At 71.2% G+C, this 13803-nt stretch carries 14 protein-coding genes; 9 read left to right on the forward strand and 5 right to left on the reverse strand.

Translation table 11 applies throughout. From position 1 onward, the window contains the following. Positions 1-43: 43 nt before the first annotated feature. From ACWC1K_RS18635 to ACWC1K_RS18650, 4 genes are all read left to right on the forward strand, one after another. Entirely contained in the window at positions 44-691 is a 648-nt protein-coding gene (locus ACWC1K_RS18635; protein ID WP_450832596.1) for a UdgX family uracil-DNA binding protein, read from the forward strand. A 16-nt stretch (positions 692-707) separates the two neighbouring features. Continuing rightward, positions 708-1232 (forward strand): N-acetyltransferase family protein, encoded by a 525-nt coding sequence (locus ACWC1K_RS18640; RefSeq protein WP_450832598.1) that lies wholly within the window; start codon positions 708-710, stop codon positions 1230-1232. A 98-nt stretch (positions 1233-1330) separates the two neighbouring features. Continuing rightward, a complete protein-coding gene (locus ACWC1K_RS18645) occupies positions 1331-1639 on the forward strand; it encodes a DUF4229 domain-containing protein (RefSeq protein WP_450832600.1) in 309 nt (102 codons plus the stop codon). 38 nt (positions 1640-1677) lie between these two features. Continuing rightward, the gene (locus ACWC1K_RS18650) at positions 1678-2328 is read left to right on the forward strand and encodes a TetR/AcrR family transcriptional regulator (RefSeq protein ID WP_450832602.1); all 651 of its coding nucleotides are present in this window, start codon (positions 1678-1680) and stop codon (positions 2326-2328) included. On the opposite strand, the gene ACWC1K_RS18655 is transcribed toward ACWC1K_RS18650, so the two are convergent. Further along, positions 2323-3177: a MaoC family dehydratase gene (locus ACWC1K_RS18655; RefSeq protein ID WP_450832738.1), complete on the reverse strand. Its 855-nt coding sequence runs from the start codon at positions 3175-3177 to the stop codon at positions 2323-2325. The genes ACWC1K_RS18650 and ACWC1K_RS18655 overlap by 6 nt on opposite strands. 284 nt (positions 3178-3461) lie before the next feature. Between ACWC1K_RS18655 and ACWC1K_RS18660 the strand changes: the two genes are divergently transcribed. The 3 genes from ACWC1K_RS18660 to kstD all read left to right on the forward strand — a co-directional run bounded on the left by ACWC1K_RS18660 (position 3462) and on the right by kstD (position 9557). Further along, on the forward strand, positions 3462-5414 hold the full coding sequence (locus tag ACWC1K_RS18660; protein WP_450832604.1) for an AMP-dependent synthetase/ligase: 1953 nt from the start codon (positions 3462-3464) through the stop codon (positions 5412-5414). A 262-nt stretch (positions 5415-5676) separates the two neighbouring features. Beyond that, on the forward strand, positions 5677-7593 hold the full coding sequence (locus ACWC1K_RS18665; protein ID WP_450832606.1) for an AMP-dependent synthetase/ligase: 1917 nt from the start codon (positions 5677-5679) through the stop codon (positions 7591-7593). A gap of 173 nt (positions 7594-7766) precedes the next feature. Beyond that, positions 7767-9557, forward strand: coding sequence for a 3-oxosteroid 1-dehydrogenase (kstD, locus tag ACWC1K_RS18670; RefSeq protein ID WP_450832608.1), 1791 nt, complete (start codon positions 7767-7769; stop codon positions 9555-9557). Here kstD and ACWC1K_RS18675 read toward each other — a convergent pair. The 3 genes from ACWC1K_RS18675 to ACWC1K_RS18685 all read right to left on the reverse strand — a co-directional run bounded on the left by ACWC1K_RS18675 (position 9554) and on the right by ACWC1K_RS18685 (position 11657). Then, positions 9554-10237 (reverse strand): class I SAM-dependent DNA methyltransferase, encoded by a 684-nt coding sequence (locus ACWC1K_RS18675; protein ID WP_450832610.1) that lies wholly within the window; start codon positions 10235-10237, stop codon positions 9554-9556. The genes kstD and ACWC1K_RS18675 overlap by 4 nt on opposite strands. Before the next feature lie 398 nt (positions 10238-10635). After that, the gene (locus tag ACWC1K_RS18680) at positions 10636-10950 is read right to left on the reverse strand and encodes an AzlD domain-containing protein (protein WP_450832612.1); all 315 of its coding nucleotides are present in this window, start codon (positions 10948-10950) and stop codon (positions 10636-10638) included. Next, on the reverse strand, positions 10947-11657 hold the full coding sequence (locus ACWC1K_RS18685) for an AzlC family ABC transporter permease (protein WP_450832614.1): 711 nt from the start codon (positions 11655-11657) through the stop codon (positions 10947-10949). The genes ACWC1K_RS18680 and ACWC1K_RS18685 overlap by 4 nt, the downstream gene beginning before the upstream one ends. Positions 11658-11722: 65 nt before the next feature. On the opposite strand from ACWC1K_RS18685, the gene ACWC1K_RS18690 reads away from it, so the two are divergent. Next, complete coding sequence (locus ACWC1K_RS18690) at positions 11723-12289, forward strand: helix-turn-helix domain-containing protein (protein WP_450832616.1); 567 nt, start codon at positions 11723-11725, stop codon at positions 12287-12289. A gap of 106 nt (positions 12290-12395) precedes the next feature. On the opposite strand, the gene ACWC1K_RS18695 is transcribed toward ACWC1K_RS18690, so the two are convergent. Then, positions 12396-12599: a cold-shock protein gene (locus ACWC1K_RS18695; RefSeq protein ID WP_003992177.1), complete on the reverse strand. Its 204-nt coding sequence runs from the start codon at positions 12597-12599 to the stop codon at positions 12396-12398. A gap of 307 nt (positions 12600-12906) precedes the next feature. On the opposite strand from ACWC1K_RS18695, the gene ACWC1K_RS18700 reads away from it, so the two are divergent. After that, positions 12907-13755: a menaquinone biosynthetic enzyme MqnA/MqnD family protein gene (locus tag ACWC1K_RS18700; protein ID WP_450832618.1), complete on the forward strand. Its 849-nt coding sequence runs from the start codon at positions 12907-12909 to the stop codon at positions 13753-13755. The last annotated feature ends 48 nt before the right edge of the window (positions 13756-13803 follow it).

A 13803-nucleotide genomic window follows, 5' to 3' on the forward strand; every position in this document is an offset into this window, starting at 1 on the left:
AAAAGATACGGTCCCGCGCCCCTCAGGGGGGTACCCGGGGCACATGGTGACGAAGGCGCCCGAGGACGAGTACACCGCTGAGCCCTTCCTGCCCGAGCGCGGCGGGCTCCAGGCCCTCCGCAAGGCTGCCGCCGACTGCCGGGGCTGCCCCCTGCACCGCGACGCCACGCAGACCGTCTTCGGTGCGGGGAACGCCCACGCGCGCGTCATGCTCGTCGGGGAGCAGCCCGGCGACCAGGAGGACCGGCAGGGAAAGCCGTTCGTCGGTCCTGCGGGCAAGCTGCTCGACCGGGCTCTCGCCGAGGCCGGTCTGGACCCCGCGGACGCGTACGTCACCAACGCGGTCAAGCACTTCAAGTTCACCCGGGCCGAACCCCGCAAGCGCCGTATCCACAAGGCCCCCAGTCTGCGGGAGATGACGGCGTGCGGGCCGTGGCTGGCCGCCGAGCTGGCGGTGGTGGAACCCGAGCTGATCGTGGTGCTGGGGGCGACCGCAGGGAAGGCGCTGCTGGGCTCCTCGTTCCGGGTCACCCAGGTGCGCGGGACGGTCCTGGAGGAGGAGATCCACGGCAGGCGGGAGCGGCTGGTGCCGACCGTGCACCCCTCGGCCGTACTGCGGGCGGACGACAGGGAGGCGGCCTACCGGGGCCTCGTCTCGGATCTGGAAGTGGCGGCGCGAGCACTGTCGTAATGAGTACTATGGCGCGGTGTCCCTTACCTTCACTCTCGACCCCGCCGTCACTCCCGCCCTGCGCGACGGGATCCTCGACCTGTGGGCCGACGTCTCGAACGCGGGCGGCTCGGTCGGCTTCGTACCGCCGGTCACGGCCGAGGACATACGACCGGAGCTCGTGAAGCACTTCGCCGCCATGACGGAGGGGCGGACCCGGCTGCTGGTCGGCCTGGACGCGTCCGGCGCGGTCGCGGCGACCGCCTTCCTCAGCTTCAACACCCACCGGCTGATGGCGCACTGGGTCTGGCTGTACACGGTGATGGTGCACCCCCGCCACCAGGGCAAGGGATACGGCCGGGACCTCCTCGCCGCCGCCGAGGACGCGGCCCGCGGCTTCGACGGGATCGAAGCGATCCGGCTCACCTGCCGCGGCGGGAACGGCCTGGAGCGGTTCTACGGCTGCTGCGGCTACAAGGAGGTCGGCCGGGTCCCGGGCGCCATCCGCGTCGCCCCGGACGACTACCGCGACGACGTCTTCATGCTGCTGTCGCTGGGCTGAGGGCCTGCCCACCCCCCTGCAAGATCGGGTCCCGGGCGTGCTTCACTGGACGGTGCCCTTTGGGAATGTTCGTACCGTTGACGGAAGAGTGGATTGAGATGCTCCGCTACACGCTGATGCGCCTCGGGATCTTCGTGGGCTGCTTCGTGGTCGTCTGGGGCCTCGTCTACTCCGGCATCGTCCCGCGTGGCTACGGCGCCTCCAACTTCATGTGGCTCGTCCTGCTGTCGCTGGTGCTCTCCGCCCCCATCAGCTTCGTCGTTCTGCGCAAGGAGCGCGACCGCGCCTCCGTGCAGGTCGTCGAGCGGGTGGACCGGATGAAGGCCGGCTTCGCGGCGACCGCCGCCCAGGAGGACGAGGCGGACGACGCGAGCCGCTCGCAGGGCCAGGCACCCCAGGCTTCCTAAGGGGGTTGCGGGCGCCCGCTCCCAATTACCCTTGCCCCATGGGTGCCGTGAAGACCAAGCGGATGCCGCGGGCGGTCCGTGAGCAGCAGATGATGGACGCCGCCGTGCGGACCTTCGGGCAGCGCGGGTACATGGCCGCGTCGATGGACGAGATCGCCGAACTGGCGGGCGTGTCCAAGCCGTTGGTGTACCTGTACCTGAATTCGAAGGAAGACCTGTTCACGGCCTGCATCCGCCGGGAGGCGACGGCGCTCGTCGAGGCGGTCCGGGCCGGGGTCAGGCCCGAACTGCCCGCCGACCGCCAGCTCTGGGAGGGGCTGCGGGCGTTCTTCACGCACACCGCGCAGAACCCGGACGGCTGGGCCGTGCTGCACCTTCAGGCCCGTACCCGTGAACCCTTCGCGGCCGAGGTCACCGCGATGCGCGAGGAGATCGTCGCGTTCGTGACGCAGCTCATCGTCGTCGCGGCGAGGGAGGCGCACCGGAACCCGAACCTCCCCGAACGGGAGGTCGCCGGGCTCGCCGAGGCCCTGGTCGGCGCCGCCGAGTCCCTCGCGGCCTGGGCCAACGCGACCCCCGGCACCACGGCCCGCCAGGCGGCGGCCACCCTGATGAACTTCGCCTGGGCGGGCCTGGGCAACCTCATGGACGGGCGGCCCTGGTCGCCGCCGCCCACCCCGGAGTCATGACGCGACGTCAGTTGCGCCGAGTTCGCCGACACTTCCGCTCACATGGACGCGGCCCCCGCTCCCACGCAGCTCGAACCGCCCCCCGTCCGCCGCATACGTCACCGTCCCCGGCAGCAGCACCGGCGCCCTGAACTGCGCCTCCACCCGGGCCCGTTGCGGCACCCCGTGCGCGGCGAGGCAGCGGGCCACCGTCCACATGCCGTGCGCGATGGCGCGCGGGAAGCCGAAGAGGCGGGCGGTGAGGGGGTGCAGATGGATGGGGTTGCGGTCGCCGGACGCGGCGCCGTACCGCCGCCCGACGTCGGCGGCCAGCCGCCACTCGGCCACGGCGGGCAGTTGCTCGCGGTCGTCCCTGGGCGGCTCACCGGAATGCTGCGTCCGGTGCCGGGCCAGATAGGTGCTGCGTGACTCCCAGACGATGTTCCCGCCGGCCCGCATCTCGGTGATCACCGAGGCCTCGGTGCCGCGTCTGTGCGGCTCCAGCCCGCCGACGTACACGGCGAGTTCGTACTCGCCGGTCGCCGCGGGCGCGTACCGCTGCGTGATCTCGATCGAGGTGTGGACGAGGCCGAGCAGCGGCAGCGGGAAGCCACGGTCGCTCATCAGCCGCATGGCCAGCGGGAAGCCCAGCACATGCGGATAGGTCGGGGGCAGCGCGTCGGCGCCCGTCGCGAAGCCGCACACCCGCTCGTAGGCCGCCAGCCGCGCGAGATCGATCCGCAGCCCGGGCAGGACGAGCCGGCTGCGCGGGAAGTCGGCGTCCGGGCGGGGGCGTTTGAAGGGGGACAGCAGGGCGCCACGGGCGAGCAGCGGCCCGAGGGCGGGCGTACCGGGCAGGACGACGGACATCGACATTCCGAGACTCCCCACGGGCGGCTCTGCTTACTCCAGAGTCAGGTTACCCGAGGTAAGGGCAGGTGGGGGCGGGGCAGAAGATGAAAAACGCTCACCATCCCGTCCGGCCCGTCGCTATCGGCCAGAAAAGCCACGAGCTTGCACATCCCCGACGCATCCCCGCCGCCGGACCACCTTGGAACCCACACCGACTCATCACGGGCGCGCCGTACGATCACCTCCCCGACCTGCGGTGACTCCCCCCGCAGGGCAACTCTGGTGAACGTCTGGAGTCGCCCGTGTCCGCCTCGCAGCCGTCCGCGCCCGCCGTCGTCCACTCCACGACGTACGACGGCACGCCGGTTCTCGTGGAGCCCGTCATCCGACGGCTGGACGGGGAGGTGCGCGAGGTCTCCGTGCCGCCCTTCGTCCCGCCGGTGACCTACGGCTCACTCGCCGACCTGCCCTTCGACAACGCCCGCATCGCCCCCGACGACAAGGTGCTCAGCCGTCGCACCGAATCGGGCCGCTGGGCGGACGTGACGGCGGCCGAGTTCGCCGACGAGGTGCTGGCGGTGGCGAAAGGGCTGATCGCCGAGGGGCTGGTCCCGGGGGACCGGCTCGCCGTGATGGCGCGGACGATCTACGAGTGGACGCTCCTGGACTTCGCCGCCTGGGCCGCGGGCCTCGTCACCGTCCCGATCTACCCCAGCTCCTCGGCCTTCCAGGCCCGGTGGATCCTCCAGGACTCCGGCGCGGTCGCCCTCGTCACGGAGACCGCCGCCCAGGCCGCGGCCCTCGGCCCGGAACTCGACCGGGTGCCGGACCTGCGGCACCTCTGGGTCGTCGAGAAGGGCCACGTGGAGCGGCTGGCGGAACAGGGCGGCCAGGTACCGGACCAGGAAGTGGCCGTACGACGTGGGATGTTGAGCCCCGATACGCTCGCCACCGTCGTCTACACCTCGGGCACCACCGGCCGCCCCAAGGGCTGTGCGATCACGCACGGCAATTTCTTCGCCGAGGTCGACAACGCCATCGAACTCCTCTACCCGGTGTTCCGCTCACGGACCAGCGAAGAGGCGTCCATCCTGCACTTCCTCCCGATGTCCCACATCTTCGGCCGCATGGTGGCGGTCGCCTGCATCCGGGCCCGGGTACGACTGGGCCACGCGCCGAGCCTGAAGGCGGACGAACTCCTCCCCGACCTGGCCGGCTTCCGCCCCACCTGCCTCGTCGCCATCCCCTACATGCTGGAGAAGGTGTTCAACGTGGCCCGCGCGAGGGCCGAGTCCGGCGGCCGGGTCACCTCCTTCGACCGCGCCGCGGGCGTGGCCCGCCGCTACGGAGAGGCGGCGGAGGCCCTCCACGCCGGTGCGGGACCCGGCCCGAGCGCCGCGCTGAAGGCCGCCCGCGCCTTCTACGACCCGCTCGTCTACCGGCGGATCCGGGGCGCCATGGGCGGCAGGGTCCGCTACATGATCTGCGGCGGCTCCCCGCTGGGCCGCCGGCTGGCCGCGTTCTACGCCGGGGCGGGCATAGAGATCTACGAGGGCTACGGCCTCACGGAGGTGACGGGCGCGTCCACCGTGACCCCACCGCTCAAACCCCGTCTGGGCACCGTGGGCTGGCCGATACCGGGCACGAAGGTCCGCATCGCCGCCGACGGCGAGATCCTGCTGGCCGGTGACCACGTCCTGCGCGGCTACTGGGACCCGAACGCGGGCGGCGTCGTCCCGGCGACCGTCGACGGCTGGCTGGCCACCGGCGACATCGGCCGCCTCGACGAGGAGGGCTACCTCTACATCACCGGCCGCAAGAAGGAACTGCTGATCACGGCGGGCGGCAAGAGCGTCGCCCCGGCCCCGCTGGAGAACTGGCTCCGTGCCCACCCCCTGATCTCCCAGGTCATGGTCGTCGGCGACAACCGCCCCTACGTCGGCGCCCTGATCACCCTGGACATGGAGGGCGTCAGCCACTGGCGCCGGATGCGCGGCAAGTACCCGGTACCGGCCGGACTCCTCCTGGACGACGACGAGTTGAGACAGGTCCTGCAGCGCGCGGTGAACGAGGCCAACAAACTGGTCTCCCGCCCGGAGTCCATCCGCCGCTTCACCATCCTCCCGGTCGACTTCACGGAGGAGGCGGGACATCTGACTCCGTCGATGAAGCTGAAGCGGGAACTGATCGCAGAGGAATTCGCCGAGCACATCGAGCAGCTCTACGACCTTCGCGGCACGGGAGCGCCCCTATAGGGGCGCGGGGCTGTGTCGACTTGCGGCTCCGCCGCGGGGCGCGAGCAACCACGACGGACGCCGTAGCCGGCAGACGGCCAACCAAGGCACAACCCCACCCCAAAACCCCCGGAGGGCCCGCACCAACTCAACACGGCCGCACCGTACGATCACCGTTATAACCCGCGGTAACCCCGAAGCCGCACACCGCTGGTGAACGTCTCGGTACGCGCACTACGTACAACAGCACAGCGGTACCGAGCTGCACGCCCCAGGAGCTGCCATGTCCGTGCCCGTGCCCTATCCGTCCGCGTCCGACTACGACGGCGTGCCCCAGCTGGTGGAGCCCGAGATACGGCGGCTGGACGGCGAAGTGCGTGAGGCGTCGGTGCCGCCGCTCGTCCCGCCGCCCACCCATGGTTCGCTCGCCGACCTGCCGTTCGACAACGCGGAGGCGGCACCCGAGGCCCGCGTCCTCAGCCGCCGTACCCAGGACGGGGACTGGGCGGACGTGACCGCGGCGGAGTTCGCGGAGCAGGTCCTGGCCCTGGCCAAGGGCCTGATCTCGGAAGGGCTGGTGGCAGGCGACCGTATCGCCGTCATGGCGCGGACGATCTACGAGTGGACGCTCCTCGACTTCGCCGCCTGGGCCGCAGGCCTCGTCACCGTCCCGATCTACCCGACCTCCTCCGTCTACCAGACCCGTTGGATCCTCCAGGACTCCGGCGCGGTGGCCCTCGTGACGGAGACCGCGGGGCAGGCATCGGCCCTCGGCCCGGAGCTCAGCCGGCTGCCCGACCTGAAGCACATGTGGATCGTGGAGAAGGGGCACCTGGAGCGGCTGGCCGAACTCGGCGCGCCCGTCCCCGACCAGGAAGTCGCGGTGCGCCGGGGGATGTTGGTGCCCGACACGCTCGCCACGGTCGTCTACACCTCGGGCACCACCGGCCGTCCCAAAGGCTGTGTGCTCACGCACGGCAATTTCCTCGCCGAGGTCGACAACGCGACCGAACTCCTCTACCCCATCTTCAAGTCGAAGTCGGAAGACCCGGCCACGCTGCTCTTCCTGCCCATGTCGCACGTCTTCGGCCGCATGGTGGCGATCGCCTGTATCCGCGCCCGGGTCCGCCTGGGCCACGCCGCGAGTCTCCAGGCGGACGACCTCCTGGCCGACCTCGGCACCTTCCGCCCGACCTTCCTCCTCTGCATCCCGTACATGCTGGAGAAGGTCTACAACAACGCCCGTGCCAAGGCGGAGATCGGCGGCCGGGTCTCCGCCTTCGACCGCGCGGCGAGCGTGGCCGTCCGCTACGGCGAGGCGATGGAGGCCCGCCACGCCGGCACCGGCTCCGGCCCGGGCGCCGCCCTCAAGGCGTCCCGCGCCCTCTACGACCCGCTCGTCTACCGCCGCATCCGCAACGCGATGGGCGGCCGCATCCGCCACATCATCTCCGGTGGCTCCCCGCTCGGCCGCCGCCTGGCCGCCTTCTACGCGGGCGCCGGCATGGAGATCTACGAGGGTTACGGCCTGACCGAGTCCACCGGGGCCGCCACGGTCACCCCGCCCCTCAAGCCCCGCCTGGGCACGGTGGGCTGGCCCATGCCCGGCACGAGGGTCCGCATCGCGGCGGACGGCGAGATCCTCCTCCAGGGCGGTCAGGTCTTCCGCGGCTACTGGGATCCGCACGGCGGGGGAGTGATCCCCTCCTCGGCGGACGGCTGGTTCCCGACGGGCGACATCGGCCGTCTCGACGACGAGGGCTACCTCACGATCACCGGCCGCAAGAAGGAGATCCTGATCACGGCGGGCGGCAAGAACACCGCGCCGGCCCCGCTGGAGAACTGGCTCCGCTCGCACCCCCTGATCTCCCAGTGCATGGTCGTCGGCGACCGCCGGCCGTACATCGCCGCCCTCATCACCCTCGACATGGAGGGCGTCAGCCACTGGCGCCGGATGAACGGCCGGCACCCCGTCCCCCCGGAACTCCTCCTCGACGACGAGGAGTTGAGGGCGATCCTGCAACGTGCGGTCGACGAGGCGAACAAACTGGTCTCCCGCCCGGAATCCATCCGGCGCTTCGTCATCGTCCCCCGGGACTTCACGGAGGAGGAGGGCCATCTGACCCCGTCGATGAAGCTGCGGCGGGAGGCCGTGATGCGGGACTTCTCCGCGGAGATCGAGGGTCTGTACGAGCGGTGAGCCGCCGCTTGTGAGTCTTTCGTAGGTCTCGACGGCATCGCATCGAAACGTTTACCGCTTCTGCCTCCGCCCTTGACTTCCCAAGACCCCCGCGCCACATTCCCACCCCGCACCTCCGCACCTCCGCACCTGCGCAACTCACCCCACCCCACGTCCGGTTGGAGCGACCTGCCATGGTCACGAGCGCGGAACCCGTGAGACGTACAGCACGACCCACCCGGAGGCAGGTGCTCGGTACCGCGGGCGCCACCGGTCTCGCCCTGGCCGCCGGCGCGGGTCCCGGCGCCCGCACGGCCACCGCCGCCGACCTCCCCCTCCTCGGCACCTATGACGTCGTCGTGATCGGCTCCGGCGCGGCCGGAATGACCGCCGCGCTCACGGCGGCCAAGCGGGGGCTGAGCACCGTCGTGGTCGAAAAGGCCCCCACCTTCGGCGGATCCGCCGCCCGCTCCGGTGCCGGTATCTGGATCCCCAACAATCCCGTGATCCTCGCGGCCGGTGTCCCGGACACCCCCGCCAAGGCCGCCGCCTACCTCTCCGCGGTCGTCGGCCCGGACGTGCCCGTCGCCCGGCAGAACGCCTTCCTCGCCCACGGCCCCGACATGATCTCCTTCGTCATGGCCAACAGCCCGCTCCGCTTCCGCTGGATGGAGGGGTACAGCGACTACTACCCGGAGCTGCCGGGCGGTCTGCCGGGCGGCCGCTCCATCGAGCCCGACCAGTTCGACGGCCACCTCCTCGGCGCCGAACTCGCTCATCTCAATCCGCCGTACATGCAAGTCCCCTCCGGCATGGTCGTGTTCAGCGCCGACTACAAGTGGCTCGCCCTCGCCGCCGTGAGCGTCAAGGGCGCCGCCGTGGCCGCCGAGTGCCTGGCGCGCGGCACGAAGGCGGCGCTGCTGGGGCAGACGCCGTTGACCATGGGGCAGTCGCTGGCCGCAGGGTTGCGCAAGGGGCTGCTGGACGCGGGTGTTCCCGTCCGGCTGGGCACCCCGCTCACCGACCTGTTCGTCGAGGGCGGTGCCGTCACCGGGGCGGTGGTCACGAAGGACGGCGCCCCCGGTCTCGTACGCGCCCGCCGTGCCGTGGTCGTCGGCTCCGGCGGCTTCGAGCACAACGGTGCCATGCGCGCCCAGTATCAGCGGCAGCCCATCGGGACGGAGTGGACGGTCGGCGCGAAGGAGAACACCGGCGACGGCATCCGGGCGGGTCGGCAACTGGGCGCCGCACTCGCCCTCATGGACGACGCCTGGTGGGGACCGGCCATCCCGCTCCCCGACCAGCCCTACTTCTGTCTCGCCGAACGCACCCTCCCCGGCGGCCTCCTCATCAACGCGGCGGGCTCCCGCTTCGTCAACGAGGCCGGCCCCTACAGCGACGTCGTCCACACCATGTACGACCGCGACCCGACCTACCCGGACATCCCGGCCTGGCTGATCGTCGACCAGAACTACCGCAACCGGTATCTGTTCAAGGATGTCGCCCCGACCCTCACCTTCCCCGACGACTGGTACACCTCGGGGGCGGCGCACAAGGCCTGGACCCTCGATGCCCTCGCCGCCTCCGTCGGCGTCCCCGCCGCGGCCCTGCGCGCCACGGTCGGCCGCTTCAACTCCCTTGCCCTCAAAGGGACCGACAGCGACTTCCACCGCGGTGACAGCGCCTACGACCACTACTACACGGACCCCTCCGTCCTCCCCAACTCCTGCCTCGCACCCCTGTGGCTGCCTCCTTACTACGCCTTCCGCATCGTCCCCGGGGATCTGGGAACGAAGGGCGGGCTGGTCACGGACGCGCGGGCGCGGGTGCTGCGGCCGGACGGCTCGGTGATCCCGGGTCTGTACGCCGCGGGGAACGCCAGCGCCGCCGTGATGGGACACAGCTACGCCGGGGCCGGCTCCACGATCGGGCCCGCGATGACGTTCGGGTACATCGCCGCGCTGGACATCGCCGGGGCGCTCTAGGAGGCCGGCGATGCCGGCTTCCGGGCTATGAGGAAGGCCTGCGGGCAGGTCTCCTCCAGGCTTTCCTCCGGCTCCCGCACCGTCTGCGACAGGAGCGTGAAGCCCGCGCCCGCCAACAGCCGGACCATGTCCTCCGGCCGGCGGCGCCTGAAGGTCAGCGAGACCGGGCGGCCCCAGGGGCGGTCGTGGTGCCGGTGCTTGTCCCCCGCCTGGAAGCCGACCAGGAGGTGGCCGCCGGGTGCGAGCACTCGGTGGAACTCGGCGAACAGGGCGGGCAGTTCGTCCGCGGGGGTGTGGATGGAGGAGTACCAGGAGAGCGCCCCGGCCAGTGCCCCGTCGGGGAGGTCCAGGTCCAGCATCGAGCCCTGCTCGAAACGCAGCCCCGGGTTCTCCCGGCGGGCGACCGCCAGCATCGACTCCGACAGGTCGAGTCCGAAGACGTCCAGTCCGAGCGAGGCGAGGCGGGCCGTCGTCCGCCCCGGACCGCACCCGAGATCCGCCACCGGCCCTTCGCCACCGACGAGTTCGGCGAACGCCCGGACTATCGCCCGCTCCAGCGGCCTGTCCGCGAGCTCGCGCTCGAACAGGGCGGCGTAGTCCTCGGCCACGGCGTCGTAGAACGTCCGTGTCCTGGTGACGAAGTCGGCTTCGGTCGCGCTCTCGTCGCGGATCTCGGTCATGGTCAAAACCGTAGCGACCACCACTGACAACCGCCCGCCCTCACCTGCATCGGCCTGCTGGCCGTTGGTCTGCTGGCCGTTGGCCTGTCGGCCTTGGCCTGTCGGCCTTGGCCTGTCGGCGTCGGCCCGACCTCCTTGGCCCGACCTCCTCGGCCTGTCGGGCCGGACCCGTCCGCGTTGGCTCGCCCGTGTCGGCCTGTCGGCCTGGGTGCGTCTGCGGCAGCCCGCCGTCTCGGCTCATCGGCCTCGGCTGGTCCTCCTCGGCCCGCCTATCTCCGCCGTCGGCCTCGGCCCGACCTCCTCCGCCCGTCCTCCTCGGCCCCCCGGACTTGGGCATTCCGGCGGCTCACCCCACCCCACTCACGCCGACTTGGGCATCCCGGCTCACCCCACCCCGCTCACCCCACCCCCACCCCCCGCAGCACCGCCGTCGTCCCCGCAGCGCCCAGTACCACCACCGCGAACGGGGCCCTCCGCCATGCCAGTACGCCGCCGGCCAGCACCCCGGCCGGTCGTGCCCAACCCGCGAAGCCGCCGCTCTCCGTCAGCGCGCCCGTGGTCAGGAGGGCGGCCAGCAGTACGACCGCTCCCGCCGACAGCAACTCCTGCACCCGCGCGGGAAGCTCCACGCGCCCGTGCAGCGCCGGACCTACCAGCCGGAAGGCGTACGTCCCGGCCGCCAGGGCCAGGATCATCGCGACCGTGGCGCTCATGCGGAGACCCCCTTGCGGCCGTGCAGGACCAGGCCCACCAGTGCCAGCAGCACCGGCACCCCCGCCGGGACGGCCGGTGTCACGGTGAGGGCCACGGCGGCGCCGAGCAGCGCGCACCGCCGTATCCGCGCATCCGCGCGCAGGGTGGGCAGCACCAGGGCCACCAGCACCGCGGGGAAGGCCGCGTCCAGGCCGTACGTCGCCGTGTCGCCCAGCGCGCCCCCGGCCAGCGCTCCGGCCAGGACGCCCACGTTCCACACGACGAACAGGCCGATCCCCGAGACCCAGAACGCCCTCCGCCGCCGTACCGGATCGGCCTGGGCCAGGGCGAAGGCCACCGTCTCGTCGGTGACCAGGTGGGCGCCGATCAGGCGGGTGAGGCGGCCCGGCCCGAGAGTGTCGGCGATCGCGAGGCTGAAGGCGGCCGTACGGGTGTTGAGGAGCAGACCGGTGGCCGCCGCAGCGATCGGGCCGCCCCCGGCCAGCAGCACGCCGACCGCGCTGAACTGGGCGGAGCCCGCGCAGACCACGAGGGACATCACCACGGGCACCCACACCGGCAGACCCCCGGCCACGGCGATTGCGCCGAAGGAGACACCGACGATGCCGCTGGCCAGCCAGACGAGCGAGGCGTCGCGGATCAGGTCCCGCGGCGGGGCGAGGGCCGAGGGGCCGGTGCTTCGGGGCGTTCGCCATACCGTACGCATGTTCTCTAGAATGAACAGCAGAGCTTCTGTTCGTCAAGGCGAACGGTCGTACCGATGGAGCGAACATGACGTCCGATGTGCCACCCCGGCTCCCCCTGGACTGGATCGCGGCCGCGCTGCGGCGCGAGCGCACCCGTGCCGGGCTGTCCCTCTCCGAGCTGGCCAAGCGGGCCGGCATCGCGAAGTCGACGTTGTCGCAGCTGGAGGGCGGGAGCGGAAACCCGAGCGTGGAGACGCTGTGGGCGCTGGGGGTGGCCCTGGGGGTGCCGTTCAGCGCGCTGGTGGAGCCGCCCGCCCCGGCCGTGCACGTGATCCGGGCGGGAGAAGGGCCGGTCGTGGCCTCCGAACGGGCGGACTACCGGGCCACCCTGCTGTCCGCGAGCCCGCCCGGCGCCCGGCGCGACATCTACCACCTGCGTGCGGAGCCGGGAGCTGCCCGTGAGTCGGATCCGCACATCCCGGGCTCGGTGGAGCACCTGATCGTGTCCACGGGGAGGCTGAAGGCCGGGCCGGCGGGGGAGGCCGAGGAGCTCGGGCCGGGGGACTACATGACGTATCGCGGGGATGTGCCGCACTCGTACGAGGCGCTGGCGCCCGGGACGACGTTCGTGCTGGTCATGCAGCATGTATGAGCTGAACGAAGCGGGAAAGGCAGGAGCCCCGCCGCCTTGCGGCGCGGGGCTCCTTGGGTACTGCTCTCAGTTCCGGATCAAAGCACCAGGCTCCGAGACCGAATGATCAGACGGGGGTGACGTTCTCCGCCTGCGGGCCCTTCGGGCCCTGGGTCACGTCGAAGGAGACCTGCTGGTTCTCCTCCAGCGAGCGGAAGCCGCTCGCGTTGATGGCGGAGTAGTGGACGAACACGTCCGGGCCGCCACCTTCCTGGGCGATGAAGCCAAAGCCCTTTTCGGCGTTGAACCACTTCACGGTTCCGGTAGCCATAAGCCCTCCTTGGGCCCAAAGGGTTGCCCTGCTCCAGAACCTGCAAGTGTGAAAACAGTGCCGCACAACTGCATACGTCTGAAAACGACGAGAGCCCGCGGTTACATGCTCCGCAGGCTCTGTACTGCAAGGGAAACCAAACTGCAACTTGCGGCGAGCCTAGCACGCGGGCAGCCGAAAGCAATAGAGGGCAAGATCACGTCACTCGGACGTTTGAAGGTCTTGCGGTGGGATTGACGGGACACCCGCGACGACGCCACACCACCCTGAAGGCTGCACCGTACCTCATAGGGTCTAGCCTCGCGATGTGGACAATTCTCGCACCCGGCCGCGCGTCGGCCACATCCAGTTCCTGAACTGCCTGCCCCTGTACTGGGGGCTCGCGAGAACGGGCACGCTCCTCGACTTCGAGCTGACGAAGGACACCCCCGAGAAGCTCAGCGAGCAGCTGGTGCAGGGAGACCTCGACATCGGGCCCATCACCCTCGTCGAGTTCCTCAAGAACGCGGACGACCTGGTCGCCTTCCCGGACATCGCGGTGGGGTGCGACGGCCCGGTGATGTCCTGCGTGATCGTCTCGCAGGTCCCGCTGGACGAGCTGGACGGCGCCCGGGTCGCGCTCGGCTCGACCTCGCGCACCTCCGTCCGTCTCGCCCAGCTCCTCCTGGCCGACCGCTACGGCGTCCAGCCCGACTACTACACCTGCCCGCCCGACCTCAGCCTGATGATGCAGGAGGCCGAGGCGGCCGTACTCATCGGGGACGCGGCCCTGCGGGCGAACCTGCACGACGGGCCGCGCTTCGGCCTCCAGGTGCACGACCTCGGCACGCTCTGGAAGGAGTGGACGGGGCTGCCGTTCGTGTTCGCCGTGTGGGCGGCCCGCCGGGACTACGTCGAGCGCGAGCCCGAGATCACCCGCAAGGTCCACGAGGCCTTCCTCGCCTCCCGCAACCTCTCCCTGGACGAGGTCGGCAAGGTCGCCGAGCAGGCCGCCCGCTGGGAGGAGTTCGACGAGCGGGTCCTGGAGCAGTACTTCACCACGCTCGACTTCCGCTTCGGCGGTCCGCAACTGGCCGCGGTCGCCGAGTTCGCCCGGCGGATCGGTCCGACGACCGGCTTCCCGGCGGACGTGAAGGTGGATCTGCTGCAGCCGTAAGCCGTACGGGAACGGCGCACTACCCTTTTCTCGTCGTTACGGGGGATA

This window comes from Streptomyces sp. NPDC001492, assembly GCF_053597275.1.